Annotated in this window: 13 protein-coding genes and 6 pseudogenes; 11 read left to right on the top strand and 8 right to left on the bottom strand. The window is 68.6% G+C overall.

Annotated elements, in window-relative coordinates:
* A pseudogene (locus ABT171_RS34640) lies at nt 1-125 on the bottom strand (DNA-directed RNA polymerase subunit alpha); the annotation flags it as partial.
* 588 nt (nt 126-713) lie between these two features.
* On the opposite strand from ABT171_RS34640, the pseudogene ABT171_RS42015 reads away from it, so the two are divergent.
* Both ABT171_RS42015 and ABT171_RS34625 read left to right on the top strand, forming a co-directional pair.
* Nucleotides 714-1145 (top strand): annotated as a pseudogene (locus ABT171_RS42015) (winged helix-turn-helix domain-containing protein); the annotation flags it as partial.
* Between the two features lie 626 nt (nt 1146-1771).
* Nucleotides 1772-3973, top strand: a complete 2202-nt coding sequence (locus ABT171_RS34625; RefSeq protein WP_351250363.1) for a putative Ig domain-containing protein — start codon at nt 1772-1774, stop codon at nt 3971-3973.
* Between the two features lie 201 nt (nt 3974-4174).
* Here ABT171_RS34625 and ABT171_RS34620 read toward each other — a convergent pair whose 3' ends face one another.
* Together ABT171_RS34620 and ABT171_RS34615 are read right to left on the bottom strand one after the other, a co-directional pair.
* Nucleotides 4175-4621 (bottom strand): DUF4232 domain-containing protein, encoded by a 447-nt coding sequence (locus tag ABT171_RS34620; protein WP_351250362.1) that lies wholly within the window; start codon nt 4619-4621, stop codon nt 4175-4177.
* A gap of 414 nt (nt 4622-5035) precedes the next feature.
* Nucleotides 5036-5284, bottom strand: a pseudogene (locus tag ABT171_RS34615) (hypothetical protein); the annotation flags it as partial.
* On the opposite strand from ABT171_RS34615, the pseudogene ABT171_RS34610 reads away from it, so the two are divergent.
* Nucleotides 5268-5510: pseudogene (locus ABT171_RS34610) on the top strand (IS110 family transposase); the annotation flags it as partial. The pseudogenes ABT171_RS34615 and ABT171_RS34610 sit on opposite strands and share 17 nt — an antisense overlap.
* Here the strand turns inward: ABT171_RS34610 and ABT171_RS34605 are convergent.
* Nucleotides 5471-6032: pseudogene (locus tag ABT171_RS34605) on the bottom strand (transposase); the annotation flags it as partial. The pseudogenes ABT171_RS34610 and ABT171_RS34605 sit on opposite strands and share 40 nt — an antisense overlap.
* 216 nt (nt 6033-6248) lie before the next feature.
* Here ABT171_RS34605 and ABT171_RS34600 point away from each other — a divergent pair.
* Nucleotides 6249-6950, top strand: coding sequence for a hypothetical protein (locus ABT171_RS34600; RefSeq protein ID WP_351250361.1), 702 nt, complete (start codon nt 6249-6251; stop codon nt 6948-6950).
* Nucleotides 6951-7839: 889 nt separating this feature from the next.
* Here the strand turns inward: ABT171_RS34600 and ABT171_RS34595 are convergent.
* Nucleotides 7840-8313, bottom strand: coding sequence for a hypothetical protein (locus ABT171_RS34595; protein WP_351250360.1), 474 nt, complete (start codon nt 8311-8313; stop codon nt 7840-7842).
* 83 nt (nt 8314-8396) lie between these two features.
* Here ABT171_RS34595 and ABT171_RS34590 point away from each other — a divergent pair, with 83 nt between their 5' ends.
* Nucleotides 8397-9065, top strand: a complete 669-nt coding sequence (locus ABT171_RS34590; protein ID WP_351250359.1) for a hypothetical protein — start codon at nt 8397-8399, stop codon at nt 9063-9065.
* Here ABT171_RS34590 and ABT171_RS34585 read toward each other — a convergent pair.
* Nucleotides 9055-9855 carry an N-acetylmuramoyl-L-alanine amidase gene (locus tag ABT171_RS34585; protein ID WP_351250358.1) on the bottom strand — a complete coding sequence of 267 codons (801 nt, stop codon included), beginning with the start codon at nt 9853-9855 and terminating at the stop codon, nt 9055-9057. The genes ABT171_RS34590 and ABT171_RS34585 overlap by 11 nt on opposite strands.
* A gap of 1105 nt (nt 9856-10960) precedes the next feature.
* Between ABT171_RS34585 and ABT171_RS34580 the strand changes: the two genes are divergently transcribed.
* From ABT171_RS34580 to ABT171_RS34555, 6 genes and pseudogenes are all read left to right on the top strand, one after another.
* Nucleotides 10961-11101 (top strand): hypothetical protein, encoded by a 141-nt coding sequence (locus tag ABT171_RS34580; protein WP_351250357.1) that lies wholly within the window; start codon nt 10961-10963, stop codon nt 11099-11101.
* Between the two features lie 454 nt (nt 11102-11555).
* A pseudogene (locus ABT171_RS34575) lies at nt 11556-12135 on the top strand (ATP-binding cassette domain-containing protein).
* The gene (locus tag ABT171_RS34570; RefSeq protein WP_351250356.1) at nt 12132-13001 is read left to right on the top strand and encodes an ABC transporter permease; all 870 of its coding nucleotides are present in this window, start codon (nt 12132-12134) and stop codon (nt 12999-13001) included. Before ABT171_RS34575 ends, ABT171_RS34570 begins: the two are co-directional and overlap by 4 nt.
* Nucleotides 13002-13109: 108 nt before the next feature.
* Complete coding sequence (locus ABT171_RS34565; RefSeq protein WP_351250355.1) at nt 13110-14210, top strand: terpene synthase family protein; 1101 nt, start codon at nt 13110-13112, stop codon at nt 14208-14210.
* A gap of 189 nt (nt 14211-14399) precedes the next feature.
* Nucleotides 14400-15077, top strand: a complete 678-nt coding sequence (locus ABT171_RS34560; RefSeq protein ID WP_351250354.1) for an Lsr2 family DNA-binding protein — start codon at nt 14400-14402, stop codon at nt 15075-15077.
* A gap of 566 nt (nt 15078-15643) precedes the next feature.
* A complete protein-coding gene (locus ABT171_RS34555) occupies nt 15644-17380 on the top strand; it encodes an immunity 49 family protein (protein WP_351250369.1) in 1737 nt (578 codons plus the stop codon).
* Between the two features lie 112 nt (nt 17381-17492).
* Here ABT171_RS34555 and ABT171_RS34550 read toward each other — a convergent pair whose 3' ends face one another.
* On the bottom strand, nt 17493-17873 hold the full coding sequence (locus tag ABT171_RS34550; protein WP_351250353.1) for a hypothetical protein: 381 nt from the start codon (nt 17871-17873) through the stop codon (nt 17493-17495).
* Nucleotides 17870-22678 carry an RICIN domain-containing protein gene (locus tag ABT171_RS34545; protein WP_351250352.1) on the bottom strand — a complete coding sequence of 1603 codons (4809 nt, stop codon included), beginning with the start codon at nt 22676-22678 and terminating at the stop codon, nt 17870-17872. The genes ABT171_RS34550 and ABT171_RS34545 overlap by 4 nt, the downstream gene beginning before the upstream one ends.
* Nucleotides 22679-23000 lie beyond the last annotated feature (322 nt).

Raw genomic sequence — 23000 nt, 5'->3', positions numbered from 1 at the left:
AGGGTACGGCGGAGGGAGTTGCCGAGGGTGTAGCCGAAGCCCGGCTCCAGCGGCTCGATCACGAACCGGGAGCGGAACTCGTCGACGACCTCTTCAGCCAACGAGGGACGCTGAGCAATCAGCACGAGAAATGCCTCCAGTGTTTAGCGCCTGCTATCTGACACCGCAGGCACCCCGAGGGTACGGCCCGCGCTACCTCCTATCACGCCGAACCACCAGACCCCACCCGCCTGCCAGCCGGTCGGCAGACCCGAAGCGGTGTCACCAGGCCTACCTGGGACCATCCACGCGGGCGCGGGGAGAGTCCTACATCCGCCACCTACGGGCACCGCAAGGCGGCTACCGTGATGCGGTCCTGCTCCCCGCGCATATGCGGGGATGGTCCCGGCACCGCACGTGATTGCCCTGACCGATGAGCGGGGCCGTCTGGTGTGGATATCGGCCGCCCGGCCCGGCCGGCTCCACCCACGTTGCGGGCGTCGTTGGGGTCGCCCGCGAGCTGCAGGGAGATCAGGTGGTCGTGCTCGGCATCCGTCATGCTGCCCGTGTAGCCGTTGGAGGCGGCGTTGAGCCTCTTCTCTTTCCCGGTCACGGAGGCCGGCGGGCGGACCCCCTTGGTGTACCCGTCCTTCCGACAGATCGGCGTAGCCGGGTTCGCCTGCCTCACAGCCGGCGAGGTAGCACCCGGCGTGCACGCCGGATCCTCCGCGACGCCGGCGCAGGTCCCACGGCGGTTACGGGTCTTCCGGAAGTCCGCCTATGCCTGGCACGCCTGCTGGCGGCAGGCCGGTGCGGAGGCGCTGCGGTCCAAGGGGCTGGCAGGCGTGGCTGGGTGGAGGACCAGCGGGTGGACGCTCGCCCGCGTTGCCACGGTGATCGCGCGGCGTTTCCACGAATGGTTCAGCCCGGCGCAGATGGAGTGGGCAGGTCCCGCAGCGTCGGGCGGCTGAACGCGACGAGGACGCGGTGGCTGCGTGGATCAAGGAGACGTGGCCGCGGGTGGAAAGACGGTGAGGGACCAGGACGCGTGGCTGTGCTTCGCGGACGAGTCGGGGCAGGTGCTGCGACCGCCGAAGGCACGGACCCGGACCCTGCGCGATCACACGCCCGTGGTCAGGGTCCGTGCCGCCGGCTCGGGGCGCATCTGACCCAACGCACCCCCATTGCCGCCTTGCGACTGATGCCTGCCGAACGCGAGGTGACCTGCGGCCGTCGTGGCCGTGTCCGACTTGGCGCGGACAACGTACCCGGTTGGGGAGGTGCGGGGTGCTGGCCGACTTGTCGCCACCCCTTGCGTGGTGTCATGTACGGGTCCAGACTCCAGCTTGCGAGAACGCATGCACCTTGCGCGAACGTCCTTCACCCCCACCTCCGGTCGACCACCGGCTGCCTGAAGGGATGTTCAGTGTCACGCTCCACACCAGGCCGAAGACGCCTCCTCACCGCATTCACCACGCGTGCGGCCACGGTCAGCCCAGCAACTCGGAGCGGCGGGAAACTCGGAGCCGAGTGGGCGACGCCGGCCATGGGCGCGATCAGGACGATCAATACGCTGTATGTTGCCGCCGCTTGGAGGGCGCCTCCGCCCTGATCGATGCTGGTGTGGCTGCGTCACATGCCACACCCGGCACGACGCGCATGCGTCCGCCCGTGGTGCAACTGCGCGACAGGCCCCTGCATCAACTGACGCGAACCCGCCATGTCGCGTTCCCGCCGGTTTGCCGTGTCTGCCGGCGGCCGCCGGCGCCCCACACATACCGCCAGGAGAGATATGTCCAGACCGGCAAGAGGAAGAACTCCCCTGCTCATTGGTGCCCTGGCCGCGGCGATGGCGTTCGGTGCCCCCGCATTCGCCAGCGCTTCGAGCCCCGCGACCGCCTTAGCGGCCCCCCATGCCACTGCTCCCTCTCTCGCGCGGGTCAGCAGTGACCCGTACTCCGACTCGCAGGCCCAGCACGCCACCGAAGTCGAGCCGGACACCTACAGCTTCGGCAGCACCGTCGTCGCCGCCTTCCAGGTCGGACGGGTCTCCGGCGGCGGGGCGTCCAACATCGGGTGGGCGACCTCCACCGACAACGGACAGAGCTGGACGCATGGCTTCCTGCCCGGCTCCACCACGAACACCGGCGGCCCGTACTCCGCAGCCAGTGACGCCTCCGTGGCATACGACGCCAAGGACGGGGTCTGGATGGTCTCCTGGCTGGGCATCCGCTCCGGCAACAGCGTCGATGTCGATGTCAGCCGCTCGACGGACGGCGGTCACACCTGGGGCGCCCCGGTCACCGTCTCCACCGGCACCTTCGATGACAAGAACTGGACGGTCTGCGACAACCACCCGTCCAGCCCCTACTACGGCCGCTGCTACACCGAATACGACGACGCCAACGCCGGCGACGCCGAGCACATGAAGACCTCGACCGACGGAGGCGCGACCTGGGGCGCGCAGCAGAGCCCGGCCGACAGCCCGAGCGGACTCGGCGGCCAGCCGGTCGTGCAGCCCAACGGCACCGTCGTCGTACCGTTCTCTTCCGGCACTGAGGACAGTGAACGGGCGTTCGTCTCCACCAACGGGGGCAACGGTTGGGGCTCAAGCGTGCAGATCGCCACTGTCTCGCACCACCCGGTCGCCGGTCTGGAGGACGACGCCGCCGACATGTCGAGACTGGACAGCCTGCGCGAGGGACCCTTGCCGTCCGCTGAGATCGACGCCTCCGGCCGCGTCTACGTAGTCTGGGCCGACTGCCGCTTCCGCACCAACTGCACCAGCAACGACATCATCATGTCGACCTCGACGAACGGCACCTCGTGGAGCTCGCCGACCCGCGTGCCGATCGACGCCGCCAACAGCACCGCCGACCATTTCGTCCCTGGCATCGGCGTGGATCCCAGCAGTGCCGGCAACACCGCCCGCATCGGGCTGACGTACTACTACTACCCGAACGCCTCCTGCACGGACACCACCTGCCAGCTCGACGCAGGCTACGTCTCGTCCACCGACGGCGGCACCACGTGGACGGCACCCACCCAGCTCGCCGGCCCCATGACACTGGCCTGGCTACCCAACACCACGCAGGGCCGGATGTTCGGCGACTACATATCCACGTCCGTCCTGTCCGGCGGCAACGCCGTCACCGTGATCCCCGTCGCCCATGCCCCCAGCGGCAGCACCTTCGACGTGGCGATGTACGCACCGACCGGCGGCCTGCCGATCGGCGGCGGGCAGCCAGGCGGCAACACCGTCACCGTCACCAACCCCGGTGACCAGACCGGCACCGCCGGGACCGCGGTGAACCTGCAGATCACAGCGACCGACTCCGCCTCGACCGCCAAACTCACCTACAGCGCGGCCGGCCTGCCACCCGGCCTGACCACAGCCTCCACCACCGGCCTGATCTCCGGGACACCCACCACCGCCGGCACCTACCACGTCACCGCCACCGCCACCGATGACACAGGCGCCACCGGCTCCACCACCTTCACCTGGACGATCAACCCAGCAGGTGGCGGAACCTGCACCAGCACCGGCCAAAAGCTCAGCAACCCGGGCTTCGAGTCCGGCAACACGGTATGGTCCGCCAGTTCGGGCGTCATCGGCCAGTACGGCACCCAGGGCGAGCCCCCGCACGGCGGTACATGGGACGCATGGCTGGATGGCTACGGCAGCTCCCACACCGACACCCTCTCGCAGCCCGTGACAATCCCGACCGGCTGCAAGGCCACCCTCAGCCTGTACCTGCACGTCGACACCGCCGAGACGACGACCTCCACCGCGTACGACAAACTCACCGTCAAGGCCGGCGGTACCACACTGGCCACCTACTCCAACCTCAACGCCGCCACCGGCTACGCCCAGAAGACCTTCGACGTCTCCTCCCTGGCCGGCCAGACCATCACCATCACCTTCACCGGCACCGAAGACACCTCCCTCCAGACCTCATTCGTCATCGACGACACCGCCCTTACGCTCAGCTGACCCTCAGCCGACTTCGACCTGCCAGCACCGCACCGGGCGGCGGCCTCAGGCATGGCCATCGCCTCCGCCTACAACGGCATCGGATGCTGCCCGAGGACCTGCACACATACGGCTGCGGCCCGCGAACACTTCAGGTGTTCGCGGGCCGCAGCCGTTCAAGACCTGGCCCGGTGGCCGGGGCACCGCCGTCGGTCCGGCGTACTACGACGCACTTCCCGAGCCCGGCTGGACCGCGCTGACGCTCAGGAGGCCGACCGTCCCGGCGCAGGCCGTCGCGTGATAGGCGACGTAGGTCGGGGTCGTCTGGCCCGGCGGGTAGACCTGCAGGTACTGCGCGGCGGTCGGGTGGCACTGCTCCGTAGGGTAGTTGCCGGCGTCCGTGATCCGCAGCAACACGTTGCCGGTGGCCCTCGGTGGCAGCGTCACCAGCGCGCGGGGGGCGGTGGTGTTCCGTGTGGCGGCCGGGCCGATCTGATTGACCGGGCTGCCGCCGGCGAGTGACACTCCAGGGTATCCGTACAGGGTGCAGGTGGTCTGGGAGATGTTGGTGAAGTCGATCACCTGGTAGACGCTGCCGGCGGTGCCCTGACTGATACCCGCTCTGGCATGCAGATAACGGGTCGGGCAGGCGGCGGTGGGCCTGTGCATCGTTCCCGCCGTTCGCGTTTGGGTGTTGGTGCCCGTGCTGCCGGCCTGAGCCGTGTTGGTCGCGGCCGGCGTTCTCCCGGCCGGCGTTGTCGCGGCCGGCGTTGTCGCGGCCGGCGTTGTCGCGGCTGGCGCCGTCGTCGCCGATGCGCCGGAAACCGTGGCCGCAGCGGTGCCACCGGAGGTGGCGGCTGAGCCCGCGCTGCAACCGGTGGCGAGCACCGCGACGCAGGTGAGCGCGGTGGCCAGGAATACTCGCCGGAGCGAGAGTGGAGATGACATCGCGGTTGCCCTTCTGCTGCGCACAGCGGCCTATTGGCCGTGTGACACTCAAGACGCCGCATGTGCCGCGCCGGTTGTACCGGACGCGTCCCAGCGGTTTCACTGTTGTGTCACGCCGCTCGGCGACCTGGACTGCGCAGCAGCCACGGTGCCGAGCACCTGCGTGCCTCTGTCTCGCTGGTCTGTCCGGTCTGTCCAGATGCCTCCCCTGGGCATCACCCGCACGGAGCCCGGGTGGGCCACGTAGACCGCCAGTGCCCGGTGGTCCGTGGCCACCGTGGTGCGCAGCGCCCGGTTCGCGGCCATCTTGATGTCGACCGGCTGGGTGCCCGACAGTGGCGGCTTGCTCCACAGCCCAACCGTGCCCTTGCTCGCCGAATACGGCGACACCGAGGACAACTCCATTCCGGTGGCGATCGAGACCTCCCAGGGCCTGTTGGTGGCGGTGCTGCGGACCGGCAAGCGGCAGGTCTTCGCGATCAGCCCGATGGCTGCCGCCCGCTACCGCGACCGCCACAGTGTCTCCGGCAAGTAGTCGGACCCCGGCGACGCCCTCGTGCCGGCGAACATCTTGAGGCCGTCGCAGACCAGCATCAGCACGTCGCCCGCGCCGCGGTTCTTGATCCCGGTGCGGATGTGCAACCAGTGCTTGGCGCCCTCGCTGCCGTCCCCGGCCCGCAGCCCGAGATCTCTCGCCGGCCCTCAACGGTGACGGCCAGAGCCACATGGATTGGCCGGTTGGCGACCGCGCCGTCTCGTCGAGATGGTCTGCCGGGAGACTTCTGCACCATAGACCTCCGCGAGATGGGCCTGCACCTCACCGGTGGTCAGGCCCTTGGCGGCCGGCGAAATGACCATCTCGTCGACGCCGGTCAGGCGCTTCTGCCTCTTCTTGACGATCTTCGGCTCGAAGGAGCCGTCCCGGTCACAGGGCACGACTATCTCCACCGGCCCCACGTCGGTCAGCACAGTCTTGGACCGTTTGCCGTTGCGAGAGTGGTCACGATCCTTGCCCGCCGGATCGTGCTCGTCATAGCCGACACTCGTCGACCAGCCGGTCGTCCACGGCCTTCGCCGACACAGCCGCCGCCGACTTGACAGCCTCATGCCCGGCCCCGTTCGCACTGGTCATCGATGCATCTTCCATGATCGGGAGTTACACCGAACGATTTGCAGCCCCCCACGGACCGGCCGGTGTCGCTCGCGGCTCTCTGAGTACGCGTACTCGTGCACTCGCGTACACGGCAGGGAAAGGTGTGGCGGCGAACGTCAAGTATCCCGGAGAGGCGGGGAAGTGGGATCACATCGGAGGCTTAACGCTGGTGTGCTGATGGCGGGATGTGCGTTGATGATGACGGTGGTCACCGCATGCTCCCGACTGCCCGCCGACAGTGATCTGCGGGCCAAGGCTCAAGGAGCCGACGCACAGCGCAAGCGCGACTCGGAGGAGACGCATATCCGGGGGCTGCTGGCGCCGTTCAGCCACGTGGAGGGCCTGCACCCCGGATATACGATGTTCGAGGACAGATGCGACACAGCCCGCGAGGGCAACTTCTTCGAGTCCGCCACGGGCCCCTTGCTGACCTGCTCGATGAGCGGGCATGCCGTGTTCGGGGTCGAGGGTGAGGTCGCCGACGTGCTGCGGCGTATCGGCGCCGCGCACATCGCAGAGTGGCAGCCCAATGTCAACGGCCCCGGGAGTGGGTCCGGGGGATCGATGGACTACGCGCTGGCGTACCAGCGGATGCGGGGCGTGGATCCCGACGGGCAACTGATGCCCGCTCCCTACCTGGAGTCGGTGAACGAGGATGTGGAGATCACATGGGACACGGCGCCCCACGGAACCACGCCCCCTCTGTACCAGGTGGAGGGCAAGGAAACGCCAGCCTGCCCACCAGAATCCACCGTGTACTCCCGGTGCGACATCACCCCCCAGCGCCCCGAAGCCGTACCGTCCATCCGTGCCCGGTACGGAACAGTCCTCCAAGTGGACATCCGACCGGCTCTCTCAGACGGGACCTACTTCGAGGTGCCCCGCCCTCGGTCCTGAAGGCCGTGCGGGTGTGAGAGGGGACGGCAACTGGTAGCCCGGATGACCGAGCACCCCACCAACCTGGTCCTGTCGGGGCGGTCGAGCGCGGCAGCACGAGGCCGCGCGCCTCGCCGCGGTCCTGGGTGAGGAACGAGCTCGCGCCGCGCTCGCCGAGCTCAAGTCGGTGCGCTCCCCCCGGGACGCAGACGGCTGTGGTGCTCCCCGTCCTCGTCCCGGTTCTGCTCGGCGGAGACACCCCGCTGCGGAGGACACTTGCCGAGGCCTGCCGCACCGCGCTGCCTACGCTTCCCGGCCCAAGCAAAGAGCCGGGCGGGATGTCGCCGCCGGTCATGTGGTCCGGACGGTTCATCACTCGGGTGCGGCGCGCAGCGTTACGCCTGCTCCTCGCCAAACCCCTCCGCCAGCGCGGGGCGGGTCGCGACCCGCAGGAAGGGGACGACGGTGACCGCGAAGGACGCGCGGCGGCGAGTTCGCCTTCGGCCACCCCGTCGCCAAGTGGGATGCCGATGGAGAAGCCGGGACCCTCATCATTGTCCCACCCGCCCTGTGAGTATTCGAGGCCCGGCAGTGCCTCTGCAAGGACAGCGCGCACATCCCGGCCCGCCCCCCAGGCTCGACGGCTCCCAGTCCCCGTCGATCTCGTCCGTCGCCCCGGCCTCGGGCGGAAAGGGCATGATGAATACGTCCCAGCTCATCCGCCGTGACATACGCGCCGGCACTGACACTCAGCCCGGCCCGAACCAACACTCGTGTCAGTGGGCCGCCGTCAGCCGCGCCACTGGGCCATCGCGTGGCGTTGTGCCTGGATGGGCTACGGGGGCGGCCGACGGCCAAGGCCTGCACTGCGCAAGTGGTCGTCACTCGTCTGAGTGCACGGAACCGGCATTCAGGCTCGACGGTAGCTGTCGACCGGGCCGCCCCAGCCGCCGGGCGGACCGTCAAAGTCGATCACGAGCGAGGAGCCGTCCGGGTCCACCTTCAGGTGCCCCAGGCCGCGCCCGCCGTCCTTGCCGCCCTGGCATGTGTAGGTGATGGTCGCGGATTCCCGGCCGTTCTTCTTCGTCGGCACGAAGGTGCCCGTGCACGAGAGCTTCGCGCCCTTGGCTGTGGCTTTGCCGTCCTTGATGACGAGCGTGTCCAGCGTTGAGTCGTCGGGGGTGGCGATGTATTTCCAGGTGCCGGCCGCTCGCTCAAGGAGCGTGCCGTGAGACGGAGCCGCGCCGGCCGGCTTTTTCGCCACGCCAGTGGTGGCACTAACCGTGCCGTGTGCCGTCTTCCCACCCGCGCTCTTGCCGCCGCACCCGGCGGCCGTCACGGCCACGGCCAGGGTCGCGACCGCTATCCATCGCGCCTTGCGCACTACAACACCCGTTCTCTTTGCGTCTTTACGATCCTCGTAAACCTAACAGGTGCCTGCGGGCGGGCCGATCGCGCCCTTCACCGATGTCGGCTCGTCAAGGTGGCGCCGGTTCGTCGAGGGTCAGGCCGGCGCTGGAGGCGCTTGAGCCGGTTGCGTACGACGGCTTCGAGTCGGTTGAGGGCGAGACGGCGAGGCTGGCCAGGCTGCACGCCTGGACACGTCGCAACAACGCATTCGGCGACCGGCCCGGCGTGCTCTGGTTCGGGACACCTGCCGGGACCCTGATAGAGGTCGACGTCGAGGCTTCGCAGGCGAGCGAGCAGGATGTGTCGGCCGGCACCCCGGTGTCCGCGCTGGGCTGCACGGCAGCAGGTGAACTCGTCGTCGCCCGCCGTCAGGGCGACCTTGTGGTGTTGGCCGTGAACGCCGACTGCTCCGAGACGGGGGGCACGGGGGACGACGACATGCCGCAGGCTGCAGTTGAAGCATTCTTGGACGCAACCTCCGACGTCCCTGACGGCGGCGACCTGTGGCACACCTGGGGTCACCACCGACGGAACCCGCACCTGGGAGCCAGGCGACCTGGAAGCCGTCGCCACAGCATCTGCAACGGACCCGACCTGGCTACGACTCCGGGCAGCCATCAACACCATGTGAGACCAGGACAACTGAGGGACACAAGTGCGGAATCGGCAGCGGCGGCCATGGCAAAGTGCCTGCTGGTGCCGCCGACCTGCTCGGTCAGGCGGTGACCGTGAACCCGTGCCTCCGGCCGAGCTTGGTCAGGGACACCTGATCGGGGACGCCGTCCGCCGCGTCGCCTTCGTACCCGAGGAGCCGCTGCCACGCCGCGTACGCCGTGATGGTGAGGCACTCGAAGTCGCGGTCATCGTTGATGTTGTCGAGCAGGCCCTCGGCGTGCAGCGCCCCCTCGACGAGGCGGACGCCTTCGGGGTAGGTCGGGCGGCCTTGCGCGGCCTCCGGGTCGGAGCGGATCAGGGTGATGAGGCGGCCGAGGTCGATGCTGGGCTCGCCGTCCGTGTCGAGTCCCAGGATCTCCGTCGCTCGGTCGATGATCCGGCCGCGCTGTGCTTTGCGCTTGTCACCGGGGCAGTGCGGGTGCCCGCCCCAGGCGTCGCCGCCCACGCCGTGCCAGGTCAGGCCGGGCTGGGTCGTGCTGTCCACGACGTGCAGCGGCCAGCCGAAGGTGGAGTTCCCCCAGGCGTAGATGTGCGCAACGCCCTCCACCTGGGCGGGGGTGAGGGGGGTGTCCGGGTGGCCTTCGGTCTCCACGCTGGCGTAGTACGGGTTGCCCAGATGCTGCGCGAAGGCGTAGTCGACGCCCGTCTCGACGTACTGCTCGATCCGGCCCATGGTGCTGACCCAGAAGTCGGAGCTGACCTGCTTGGCGGGATTGTTGAAGAAGCCGAAGGGGCTGTTGGTGCCGGCCTGGACGTGCAGGACCAAGCCGCGGCGTTCGAGGACACCGTTCTTGTGGGCGTTGACGACGGGCCGCCAGACGGCGCCGGGCATGCGTGCCATAGGTTCTCCAGGGCGTGGCCGAGGCTCCGGCCGGGGCGGAACCGGAGCGGGCAAGGGCGGGACGGCTCGGTCCGTGACGGACCGAGCGTGCATCGGGGTGCAGTTCAGAATCTGCATGCCCTGGCCGCGGATCCTGCGGACGACACGGACCGCATTCGGGTGGATGGAGGCGGGCGTCACGAGTGGTTGTCCCGCGTGGTCGCGCAGGGTACGGAAGCAGGCGCGGACGTCGTCGACGAGCAGGTCCGGCTCCCCATGGCCCGACGGCGGACCGCCCCCGACGACGAGATTCGTCTTCAGTGCCGCAGCCTGGTCCTCGGTGGCGGCGAGAGCACGCGGACGGCCATGGCGCGTCGTCGTACGAGACGTCACCGTCGGCGGCACGGACCTGCGGGCCGGTGGCATCGTCGCCCTCTGGAACGTGTCGGCCAGCCGCGGCGAGCAGGTTTTCCACCGCCCCGACCACTTCCGCCTTCGCGCCGATGACAGGCACCCGGCAGAACCCGACGCACGTCCTCCTCGGGCGCCGGCCAGTCGGAGCAGTTCGTCGCGCAGGCCGCGGCCGGTGCCGCTGTTGTTGCCGAACTGGTCCATCACGCGACCACCCGGACAGCCTGTCCGCCATCACCCAGAACCCGGTGAGCGGGTGCCCGAACACATCCGCCTGATCGCCCGGACGTCCCCCGCCGACTGACGGCACCACCGGCTTCACCACCTGGAGCCTGGCCAAGCCCACCGAGCGCCTCGTCGACCGGCATGTCGTGCCCAAGATCAGCCGGGAGACGCTGCGCCGCATCCTGCGCGAGGGCAAGGTCTCCCGGCAGACCACAACCACCTGGAAGGCGTCCACCGACCCGGACTTCATCGCCAAAATGCACCGCGTCCTGACGTTCTACGACGCGCCGCCGGCCGATGGGCGGGTGATATGCGCCGACGAGTTCGGGCCGCTGAACCTGATGCCGCGCAAGGGGAAAACCTGGCGCCCGGTGGGCAGGTCCCGCAGGCTGCGGGCGACCTACCACCGCTACGGCGGCGTGATGCACATGCTCGCCGCCTTGGACCTGGCCACCGGGGAGATCTACTACCGGATCCGCAAGCGCAAGCGGTGGCGGAGTTCCTCGGCCTGCTCAAGACCCTGCGGGAGCGATGGCCCGGGGAGAAGCTGTACGTGGTGCTGGACAACTTCTCACCGCACCGGCACGCCGAGGTCCGCGCCTGGGCCACCGCCCCCTGCGCTACTTCCTGAACGGCACCGACCACCGCACCCACCAGGAGCAGAACGCCGCCCTCGCCACCTACATCCGCTGGCGAATCGCCCGCGCCGGGCCGAAGACCCGCTTCGCGCCCGAGTCACCGATCCGGCACGCGGGGGGCACCGCAGGCAGAGACCGGTGCAGAGGGAAGCGCCCAGGGGGTCGCGGAATCCTGACGGCACTCGGGCGGGAACTCACGCGTGGATGGCGGTCCGGCCACGGATCGCGAACACGTTCACACACGTGATCAGGCGCTCAGAGTCAGCGGACGTACCCGGCAGTGATCCCGCCCCGTGTCTGGTCGCATGGGCAGAACTGCGGCCCCCAGCCGTCCATCCATTTCGGGCACTCGTGGCAGAGCTGGTCTCCACGCAGCTGCACTCACGCGACGGATCGAGCTACGTGGTGCGTCTGTTTCACCGCTTCGAGCGGTTTGACGATGAGGCTGTGGGCCTGGCCGGGCCCGTGTCATCAAATTTCGACTTGGACCTCGGGGCTGGTGTGCTGGCCAGGATCGTCGGCGAGAACGGCGCGGGCAAGACGACCCTGTTGAAGATCCTGGCCTGTGAACTGCGTGCGGATCGTGGCGCGGTGCGTCACCGGGGGCGTTTTGGCTACTGCCCGCAGGATGTGGTCCTCAACGACGCCCTGACCGTCCGGCAGCACTGGGAGTTCTTCCAGAAGCCTTCGCGCTTGACGATCTGCGTCATGCCGAGAGCGTCATGGAGGCTCTGCAGTTCTCCCAGTACGCCGATGTGCGGGCCGGGGAGTCAGCGGCGGGACCCGGCAGAAGCTGAACCTCACGCTCGCGCTCATGCACGATCCGCAGGTTCTGCTGCTGGACGAGCCGTACCAGGGTTTCGACTGGGACACCTACCAGCGGTTCTGGGAACTGGCCGCCCAGCTGCGCGACGCCGGCCGCTCTGTCCTGGTGGTCTCCCATCCGGCCTACGACACCGAACGCCTGGATGAGCTGTGGCGCCTGGAGGCGGGTGCGCTGAGCCTGGAGACGGCGGCACCGGCATGAGGACACACCTGAGCCTGTTCACCACGGCGACCCGGTACGACCTGATCGAGCACGCCCGTAACCGGTTCGCCATGCTGCTGGTCGTCTTCTTCATTCCCACCTGGGTCGGCCTGGTCTACCTCACCATCCCCGACAAAGCAGCCCCGTTCCGCTTGGCATCCACCGGAGAGCGGCTGGCGCCTGCCGGCAATGAGCTGACGCAGATCACCGGCGCCCTCAACGCCGTCACCCTGGTCACCGGGTTCACGATGTTCGCCGCTGCCTTCACCGGCGGACGATTCGACCGACGCCTGGCCATGGCCGGCTACCCCCGCACCCATCTCGTCATGGCCAAGGCCGCCTCCTTGGTCCTGGCGTCCGCTCTCCTTGCCGCCTACGCCACCGAAGCCATGTGCATCGCCTGGACACCGAAACAGCCCCTCCTGCTGGCCGCCGCCCTGTTCTGCGCCGCGCTGACCTACGGTGCCCTCGGCGTGGTCTTCGGATCCCTGCTGCGCCGCGAGGTCGAAGGTATGTTCGCCCTGGTGATGACCAGCGTCATCGACGTCGCCCTGCAAAACCCCATCGTCAGCTCCGGCGCCGACAACCCTCTGACACACCTGCTGCCCACCTACGGATCCGTCCAGGCCACCACCGCGGCCGGCTTCTCCACCACCTCCGCACCGGTATACCTCGCTCTGCAACTGCTGTGGTTCGCCGTCGCCGCACTCCTGGGTCTCCTGGCATTCCACCACCGCACCCGCAACGCCCTGCCCCGACCCAGCCGACACCACCGGCCCACAACGGCGGAACCACGCGACGCTGCGCCCCTCGAAGCCGAACGGGCACCGGCTTCCAGCCTGGACCCTCACCGCCCTCGTAACTGACCATGCCGCCGCATTCGCACAATCGGGGCGGCATCAACTATCTCCTCCGGCCGACCGCAGGCACAGATTGCGGCCCTCACAGGACTCAGCACCGATGAAGGAGCATGCATGAGCAGCGCACCAGATGCGGACCGGGCGGCGATTCCCGCTCAGCGGGGAGGCGCGCCGCGCTTCCACTACCCCTTGCCGATGCCGGAGATTTCCCACATCCCCACGGGCGTCGCGGCCCAGGTCACCGCGTGGAAGGAGTCGTACGGGTTCCGCGAACAGAGTCCGGCGTCGCACTCTCCCGGCACGATCCTGGCCTGGTGCCTCGGAAGGGTCTCCACCCCGGAGACCAGCGAGGCAGTGCTTCGCGGGATCGGCTGCATGATGGAGTGGGCGCTCGCGATCGACGACGATGTGCTCGATCACCCCCAAGCCCGCAGCCAGCCCAGCGAACTCATCCGTCATATCTGCCAGATCCTCCGTGCTGTGGAGTCTCCGGGATACCACGTGACGGAGCAGGACAGCGTCTACGTCGCGGCGGCTCACGACGCGGTGGAACAACGACGGGCGGTGTGCACGCCGACGCAGGTGAACCGCCTGACCACCGGGTTCAGGCTCGGGCTCACCAGTAGTGTGCACAAGCTGCACTTCGACGTGCCCAGCGAGGACGAGTACATCGCCATGCGTTTTCTGGACTTCGGCGGCCCCCTCTACGCAGTATTCGTCGACATGTGTGGTCCCTCGCCCGTTCCCGACGAGCAATGGCACACACCCGCGGTCCAGGCCATCATCGAATGCTCATCCTTGATTGGTGCCCTGGAGAACGATGTCTTCTCGTTCCACAAGGAGAGAGCGGAAGGTCAGCCCTCCACCAACTTCCTGGAGGTCCTGAGGGCGACCCGCGGACTTTCCTTCGACCAAGCCGTCGCCGCAGCCATCGAGACCCGCGACCGCCTGATGCTTCTCTTCCTCCGCCTGCGTGAGCGCCTGATGGCCTCCGCCGAGCCGCCACTGCGCAACCTGGTCGAGCTACTTGGCACCTTCGTCATCACCAACACCGAAGTCACCCTGTGCTCGCTGCGCTACAACCCGTCACCCGAACAACGCATGGCCCTGGAAGACGTCATCAAGACATCCGCCTGCTGGGCACTCTCACTGTCGACCACCGACACCAGCCCCCTGCCCTACCCGCGCATCTCCTGGTGGTGGGACCACTGCTGAGGAACCGCTGACCCAGTCGGCCAGATCGTCCGTTACAACGTCTACCGTGAGTACACCGACGACCTGGAGGACTCGTACCGAAGGGCATTCAGCTCGAAGACCATGGCCACCGAGGCCACCACCTGGACGGCCCGCTGAAAAAGCCCAGCTCGCTCACGCCCAACAACTGCTACATCGTCAAGGACTCCTGTGACCAGCATCGACCGGCTCACTCGCCTGTGCCCGCCCCCCGCCGACCCGCCACCGGTCGACTGGGACGCCGTCGAGGCCACACTCGGATTCCGCCTACCCGAGGACTACAAGCAACTCGCCGCCACCTACGGCCCCGGGGCCTTCGCCGGATTCATCCGCATCTTTCACCCGCACGGCATCACGGAATGGGTCAACCTCACCGGATCGGTGCCCACGACCATGCAGGAGCAACTGCAGCGCGACCGGGCTGCCGGCCGGCCCGTCCCGTATGCACCCCGCAGCCTGTTCGCCATGGGTGTGACCGACAACGGGGAAAACCTCTTCTGGATCACGGAGCCGAGGGACGATCCGGACCCCTGGCACCTCACCGTCAACGAAGCACGCGGCCCAGGGTGGTACACCTTCAACGGAGCCCTGACCGAGTTCCTCGCCTCTGTCCTGAGCGGAGAGACTGACGTACCGCAATTCCCGGTCACCCTCCGGCAAGCGGCCACAGCCTTCGTCCCATCAGCCCCTCACGCCTCAGCTCCTCCCTCCCCCGGTTCCACCCCGCTCCCGCCTGACACGAACGTCATCCGCGAGTGGGCCCGAGCCAACGGCTACGACCTACCGCCCCGCGGACGCGTCCCCGCGGCAATCATCGACGCCTGGACCGAGGCCAACCACGCGGAGTGATCTTGGTCGCCTTGGGCGCCAGGTAGCCAAGTTCTCGGTCTCACCACCAGGCGGGCTCTTTGCGGTCAGATGGCCAGTGGTTCCGCCCGGCGCACGTCGGTGCAGAGTCGGCAGATCACGCCGATGGCTACGGATACGCTCGGCCGGGCATGACCACCGCTACCTCCGCCCACGATCCCGGACGCTGACTGGTGCCTCACCGCTCGCCACAGCCCGTATGTGCACCGATGAGAAGGCATTCCTCCACTCCCCCGCCTTTCGCGCCCGGCTCGCCCTCCCGCCGGCTGCCCCGGCTGACCAGCAGAGCAGCACTACGGGCGGGAGGTCCTCGGCCGGCCAAGCCTCGGCTGAGCACGGGCGCGCGAAGTCTCAGGCCAGCCCGGGCTCTTGAGGCTTCCAGCGGCGGCACGGCACGCATCGCCGCTGACGTACTGCCACACATCCCCGCGGCCTGGCCAGCGCCCCGGTCACAGCAGTCAGTCGCCCGGCCTGTCAGACCCCGGACGTAGGCTGGCTGTCGCAGAGATCGATCGAGGAGCAGGGCAGTGCGGATAGAGCGTCACCAGGTGGGCGGGGCCGTCTTGTCGGCGGCACGCGAGGACTTCACGAACCGCATCGGGGGGCAGGTGCGGTCCATGTCGCGGGGCGGCCGGATGGCCACCTACGAATGGCAGTCGATCGCCGAGGAGTTCCTCGACTACCTGGGCGCCCTCTCCGTCGAGACACCCGGCCTCGACACCCCGGAGGCCAAGGCCGCCCTCAAGGACGCCTCCGAAGCCGCGGCCGGCGCCGTCGCCTACGCGGCGTACCATCCGCACTGCAGCTTCCAGGTCTTCCTGGAGTATGTGAACTTCGGCATGAGCTACGCCCCGGGCGAGGATGCCCCCGAGGAGAGCGTCACGCCCGGGGAGTGGATCGACGCGCTCTGCCTGACCGTCCTCAGGGACAAAGCCAAGTGGCACGGTGAGGCCTTCGATTTCGCCCGGCAGAACTTCGCCGAGCAGGCGCAGGGAACGCCCGTCGGCGAGTTCGCCACGGGGCTGATGGCCGTGGTCCTGGACGACACCGGCGACGACGAGGAGTACCCGCCGAGCGCGCAGGCCAAGCTCGCCGCGATCGACGCGGCCCTGAACCGTATCCGTAGCCGCGCCCAGGAGACCGGCGAGCCCCTCCTCGACAGGCCGTACAGCGCGGCGCTGCTCACGTTGCGCGCCCTGGCCGCCGAGGACCAAGGCGCCTTCGACGCCGCACTGGCCGACCTCCTGGCCAGGTACAGCACCCTGCACGGCCCCGCAGCCTCGCCCCGCAGCCTTCTCCCGCTCGTTCCCCTCGCCCTCGCCGCGCTCGCTTACCGGACCCTGGGCTGGGCGCCCGCAGTCCGCACCGAGTACCTCCCGCACGCGCTGGTCACCGGCTTCGAGACGCGGGGCCCGCGGGTCGGCGGGTTCGGCCGCCACCGGCGGCCGGACGCGGTGGCCGCGCTCGCCGCGGGCCCTCTGGTGGTCGAACGACCGGCCTGCGAGCGGACAGTGCACCCGCGGATCGAGGCCATGTACGAGGAACACCTCCAGGAGGCGTTCACGCCCGTCGGCGAAGAACCCCTCGCTGTATGGGAGCTGGGCAGCGTCATGGACGATCAGGAGCGCCTGATCAAGTGGCGTGCGGGGGACCCCGGCGGCGACACGGACGCCCTGCTCGCGAACCTTCGGCTGGCCTCCCAGATGGGAGCGGCCCTGTTCCGCATCGCCCTGGCGGAACCGGGCACCGAGGTCGAGGTGACCATCGACGGCCGCACGCTGCGCTACCCGGCCCGGCGGGGCGAGGAAGCCTGCGCCGGGAACTGGCAGCGGGCCACGGCCTTCGCCCTCATCACCGGCGCACGCGAGGACCTCGCCCCGCTCGTCCTCACCGGCCCCGCCTTCGCCCGCCCGGACGGCTCCGCCTTCAGCGCGTACCGCGAAGCCCTCCACGCCTACCTCAAGGGCACCGACCCCGAGCCGGCCGCGCAGCGGGCGCTGCAGCAGGCCGAGAAGGCCAAGGACTCGGGCTTCGCCATGCCGCCGGCCGTGCTGCTGTCGCAGCTCGTGGAGGGGGACGAGGAGAGCTTCAACCTGGCCCTGGCCGACGCGCTCGAAGCCCACCGCTGCTACTACCAGGTCGCCGACCGCGCCAAGGATGCGGGCGCCTCCGTGGACCTGGACATCCTCGCCCTGACCTGCCACGCCCGCCGCCGCGGCTGGGCCATCCGCGTCGAATCCCCCTACCTTCCGCAGGATCTCCTGCGGGCCGCCGAACCCTTCTAAGGGGGCCGGGGCCGCAGCCGGATGCCCCTGCCTGTCCCGAGGCGGACAAGCACGCAGCAGGCCCCGCCGAAGCCGGAAGCCTCGGCGGGGCCTGACGGACCGATGGACCCGACTACTCGGCTGTGGCAGCCTGGCTCACTGTCACCATCAGGCCGCTCACCAGGGCGAAAAGGTTCTCTCGGTAGAACCCGAGCTGCTCGTGGAAGGCCTCCTCCGAAGCGAACATGCAGTACACGGACGTCAGCACGGCGTGCAGAGTATGCAGTTCCCCGGCTGAGAGAAACACGTACTCACGATCACCGGCGCTCTGGATCCTGCCGTGGAGTTCTTCCAGCTGCTGTCTACCGCACCCGGCCCACACCTGGAGGACGGATTCGCCCTCCCTCCTGCAGGCGAGCAGGAGCAGTGCCTCGCCGACGAGGTCGCGCTGTGCCCCGACGAACCGCACGGCGAACCCGTTCCCCTCTCGCCGGACGAACGGTTTGCCTCTCACGGGTTTCCTCCTCCGGGATTCAGCGGTACGTACCGGCCCTTGTGCACGCCCTTCTCCCACTGATCAACTGTGTACTGGTAGGCGTGGATATTGCGTGGTGTCTTCACTACGAGCACTCTCTTGCCCGGGTCGTAGACCACCTGTGAACCCTGCTGCACATCACGGTAGGTGAACTTGTTGCGCCAGCCCGCCAGGTAGTCGGCGAGCGACTTCAGGTTGTGCCCAATGCCTGGAATCTCGTGGTCGAGGGATTGCGCAGTGCCGTCGTGCATCCTCATCGCGTTGTATTCCACACCGTCGGCGATGTCCGGGCCGTAGCGCGCATCGATCTCTTCGTACAGGGCGTCGCTGAGTTCGCCCTCGCAGTTGTGAACGAGGACCGGTTTTGCACCGGCCAGCACGTAGAAGGTGTGGAGGTCATCGACGGTCAGGTCCCAGACCGTCTGCGGTGCTGTCAGCGTCCGCAGGCCGGCCACGATGTCCGTCTTGGCGTCCGGGGTCCTGAGCCGGTCGCCGGCGGCCAGCTCCGACACGATGGTCCAGCCGTGGCCCGTCACGTACATCCGGTGGCCGGGCGTCGTGAGGACACGTCCGCCGTCGGCGAAGGTGATCACGACCAACTGGTCCGCGCGGTGCGCGAAGGTGTCGGTGACCGGCTCCGGGCGAGTTTCCCCGGTCTGAGGGTCGGTGGCCAGAAGCCGATCGTCCGTGGTGATCGTATCGATCGCCTTACGGGAACCGTCTGCCATCAGGACCTGTGTACCTGCCGGGAAGCTGTTCTTCCGGCAGGCTGCGGCGATCTCGTCGGCTTCCTTCTTACCGATACCGGCGATGGCTTCGTCGTCGAGTCCGGACTCCTTGAGGGACTTCCAGGCATCCGCGATGCCGTCCTCGGACTTGACCGCGCGGTTGAGGTCCAAGACGTCCTTGGCGATCTCGCTGAGTGCGCTGTCTGCTCCGCCGTAGGCGGCGTAGGCCCAGGCGCATCCGGCGACGCTGCCGTGGAGGCACTTGAGCATGTCCTTGCCGAAGAACTCGAACAGGATGTTGCCGGGTACCTCGCCGAAGAGGTTCTGCCATCCGGCGCGGACGACGTCCTCACCGGAGAAGTGGTGCTGCCAGTTCTTGATGACGACGTCTTTCAGCGGCCTCCGCTCCAGGAGACGCCAGGCCGTCTGCGGGCAGCCGTCCGCCGTGGCGGGGGCGTTGTCGTCGGTGCACAGGTAGAAGTCGCCGACGTAGCTGACGTGCACGTTGCTGTACGTGGCGTCGCAGCCGACGATGGCTGCCTGCGGCATCCCTGGAACGCAGTTGCCCTGCTGGGTGCCGCTGAGGACCTGGAAGGTGCCGTCCTCCGGGACGACGAACACGCCGGGGACGCCCGTCATGGAGCCCTTGCCCAGTTCCTGGTTGGCCTGCTTCTTCTCCGTTTCGGTGGCGATGTCCTGGGTTTCTTTGGCGTACTTGTCAGCGTCCTTGGCGTACTGCTCGGCATCCGTGGCGGCGGCATCCGCCCGGTTGGCGGCAGCCCTCGCGTCCTTGGCGTCCTGTGCGGCCTGGTCGGCTGCCTTGTGTGCGGCGTCCGCGTCGAGGGCGGCCTCGTCGGCCGAGGCGCGGGCGTCCTTGGCGTAGCCCTCGGCGTTGGTGGCCGCGGCGTCGGCGGCTGCGGCGTCTACGCCGGCCTGCCGGTCGTACTCCTTCGCCCGGTTCAGCGAGTCCACAGCAGCCGCCGCTGATTTCGCGGCGTGGGCCGAGTAGTCCAAGGCCTGGTCGGCGTAGCCGCGTGCGTCCGCCGCTGATCGTGCGGCGTTGGCCGCTGACTGCAACGCTGCCTTGGTGTCGTCCTTCGCCTGGTCCGCGATGTTCTTCGCGGCATCCGCCTCCGCCTGCGCGTTCTTGGCATGCGTGTCGGCAACCGTCTTCTGCTGATCGGCGAGGGTCTTCGACGCCTGCCCGGTCAGTACGACCAGTTCGGCCGTGGAGTCGTTGTCGACGTAGGGGGAGCCGAGTTCGATCGCGTCGTTGGCCGGTTTCACGACCTGCTTCGCCGACTTGTTCGCATCCACCGCCGCCTGCGCGGTCACATGCGCGTAGCCGGCTGACTTGGCGGCGGCGACCAGGGCGGTCTTGAGGTCCTTCTTCGCGGCCTCGGCCTGGTCCTTCGCCGTCTTCGCGTCTGTTTCGGCCTGGTCCGCGAGACGGACCGCCGCCCGTGCCTCGCCGGCTGCCTTCTGGGAGTAGGCGATCGCATCCGCCGTTGACGTTGTGGCGGTCCGCACGGCACTGTCGGCGTCGGCCTTGGCGGCCTGTGCGGCGTCGGAGTCTGCTCGTGCCCGCTTCGCTGCCGCCTCGGCACGAGTGGCTGCCGCGTCGGCGTCCTGGGCGGCCTGTGTGGCCGCGGCGGCATCCGATTGGGCGCGTTTCGCGGCGTTCTCGGAATCGGTGGCGTGCTTGTCGGCGTCGTTCGCGGCCTGACGCGCCTTGTCGGCGTCGTCGCCGGCGTCGAGGGAGTCGGCGTAGGCCTTCTTCGCATCGGCCTTGGTGCGGTCGACGTTGGCTTTCTGCTGGGCGTCCCAGGCGTCGTCCCGCATGTCACGGGCGTGGTCGGCCTTGGCCTTGGCGTCGTCCCGTTTGTCCTCGGCCGTCTTCTCCGAGGCTTCGGCCTTGTCCTTGGCGTCCTTGGCCTTGCCCGCCTCGTCCTGGGCGGCCAGCTTGAACTTGTCGGCATCGGCCTGGTGGGCGGCGGCGTTGGCCTTCTCCTGCTTCGCCGTGGCCTCTTCGGCTTCCGCGTCCAGGCGGCGGGCATGGGCGGTGGCGGCAGCCGCCTTCGCCTTGTCCTCCGCCGCGAGGGTTTCGCCGAGCTTCTGCTTGGCGGTGTCCGCATCGGCCTTGGCGTTGTCCCGGTGGACCTTCGCCGCATCCGCTGCCGCCTTGGCCTGCAGTTCTGCGGTGTGGGCGGCCTGCCGGCGGAACTCCGTCTTGACCTGCGCGGCCTGAGCCATCGCGCGCTGGGCGATCGTGTCACTGTCCGAGCCGGAGGCGCGGGTGGCGGCCTCCGCCGTTTCGCCGGCCTTCTCCATGGCGTCCACGGCTGCGGTGATGCCCTGGGTGACCTGGTTCTTCTGCTGCCCCGCCAGCAGGCCGCGCCCGCGCGGGGCGCCCTGCTGATCCGCCACAGTGTAGGAGGCGGTTTCGGCGTCACCGGACTTCTTCGCCGCCGCCGCCGCGCTCTTCTGCAACGTCTTCAGGTCGTCCAGCAGGGACTTCGCCTTGCTGCGGGCGTTGGTGACACCGGTACTGGCCTTGGTGAACTGGGCCTTGTCCGGATAGTTCGCGTCGTCGGTGCCGTTGTGGCCGAGCGGCTTGACCCGGAACTTCTGCGCACCGGTGCCGTTGCAGCCGTACAGCCAGGCGTTCTGCCCGTTGTCGAACGTGTGCAGGTCCAGGCACTTGCCTGTACCGACACTCCTGATCTCGGTGTCGGACTGCATGTTCAGCGTCCACCGCTGGGCGGGGCTGTCGTTGCACTGCCAGATCCGGATCGGCGTCTTGTTGTCGTCGTTGTTCCCGGCGACATCCAGGCACTTCTGCGAGGCGACGTTGACGAGCTGGGCGGCGTCCTCGCTACCGTGGATCTTCCATCGCTGTGCCGCACTGTTGTTGCAGCTGTACACCTGCACCGGGGTGCCGTTCGAGGTGCCGGACCCTTGCACGTCGAGGCACTTGCCGGCGGCGTTGACGACCTGAACGATGTTGTCGGCGTCACCGACCCAGCCCAGACCGCCCGGCTGCCAGTAGTCCTGCCAGCGGGCCAGATGATCGGCCGTCCAGGACTGGCCGAGCAGGTCACCCAGCGTTTTGGCGGCCTTGGTCAGGCTGGTGACGGCGTCCTCGTTGGCGTCCAGGATGGTGTTCCGCATGGTGGCCTGCGAGGAGATCTCCTGCTGCCACTCCGTAGCCGCTGTCTTGGTGACGTCGCCGAGCACCTGGTCCGGGTCGATCGGGTCCCGCCAGGAGCAGGCCGCGAACCGGGTCTTCACGTCCTCCACGGCGACCCGGTACTCCGGGGAGTCCGGATCCGGTGCGGTGCGGGGGAAACCGCCCGACGTCAGGAACAGTCGCAGGTCGTCGGCGAAGTACTGGTCCCCGAAGTTCAGGTAGGCGTAGGCGGACTTCTCCGCGTAGAGACGATTCCGCGCCTCCGGCGGCAGGGAAGGGTCGGGGTCACCGGTGTAGAGCGGATCGGCGATCGCCTTGAACGCCTTGACGGTCTTGTCGTCCGCCTTGGCGGTGGGGTCCTGGTAGAAGTCGGCGTCGTCCTTCCAGAACCGGTCGGATATCCACTTCGACAGGCCGGTCTGCGTGTAGAAGTCCTGCTTGCCGTCCCCCGGTGATCCGGGAGGCCAGTGGAAGTCGGCGTCGGTGAACCCGGCCGGCGTCGACAGGCCGGCGAGGGGCTTCTGCCAGGCGTTCCTGAGGTTGTGAAGGTCGTCGAGCTGCTTGTCGTAGGCGTCCCGGTCCTTCTGGTAGGCACCCGCGAGCGGAGTCTTGTCCCAGTGGTCACGGTTGGCCAGGGCGTGCAACTTGTCCGCGGGCTGGTTCAGCCCGTCCTGCGCGGTGCCGGCCATCGTGGGCCCGCCCAACCGCAGGACCCCGGTCATCAGGCACTGGTCCTGCCGCAGCTGCTCGTCCGCCGTGTCGGTGTACCAGGGGTACGAATCAGCCGCCGGCGTCACGCCGCCCTGGTCGTGGGTGACGAGTTCGGGGTGGACGGCCAGGGTGGCGAGCAGGCCGAGCGAAGCCATGGACACGACCGGAGTCGCCAGTCTTCTCGCCCGTCCGCGTCTGCTCGATGGTGGTCTGGGTGGTCTGCGCAACACGCGCAATCCCTCTCTATGAAGGTGTGGCCCCGTATTCCGGGTCACGCCCTGGGAGGGAAGCGGCCAGCCTCCTCGGGGGGTGGGGAGGCTGGATTCGTGTGGCGCTTCCCCCGAAGACGCGCCGGCCCTTCTCGCAGGAAGCGGACTGGTCTGGTCCATTCCGGGAGCGGATCATCACCTTATGCACGCAGGTCCTTCACACAGCAAGACTCAAGACCGCCGGGCTCGTTACCCGCGGTCACAGTTG

This window comes from Streptomyces sp. NPDC001851 (genome assembly GCF_040297165.1).
Classification (GTDB): Bacteria; Actinomycetota; Actinomycetes; order Streptomycetales; family Streptomycetaceae; genus Streptomyces.
Note: the sequence above shows the minus strand (reverse complement) of the source record. Positions and strands in the feature narration are given on the sequence as shown.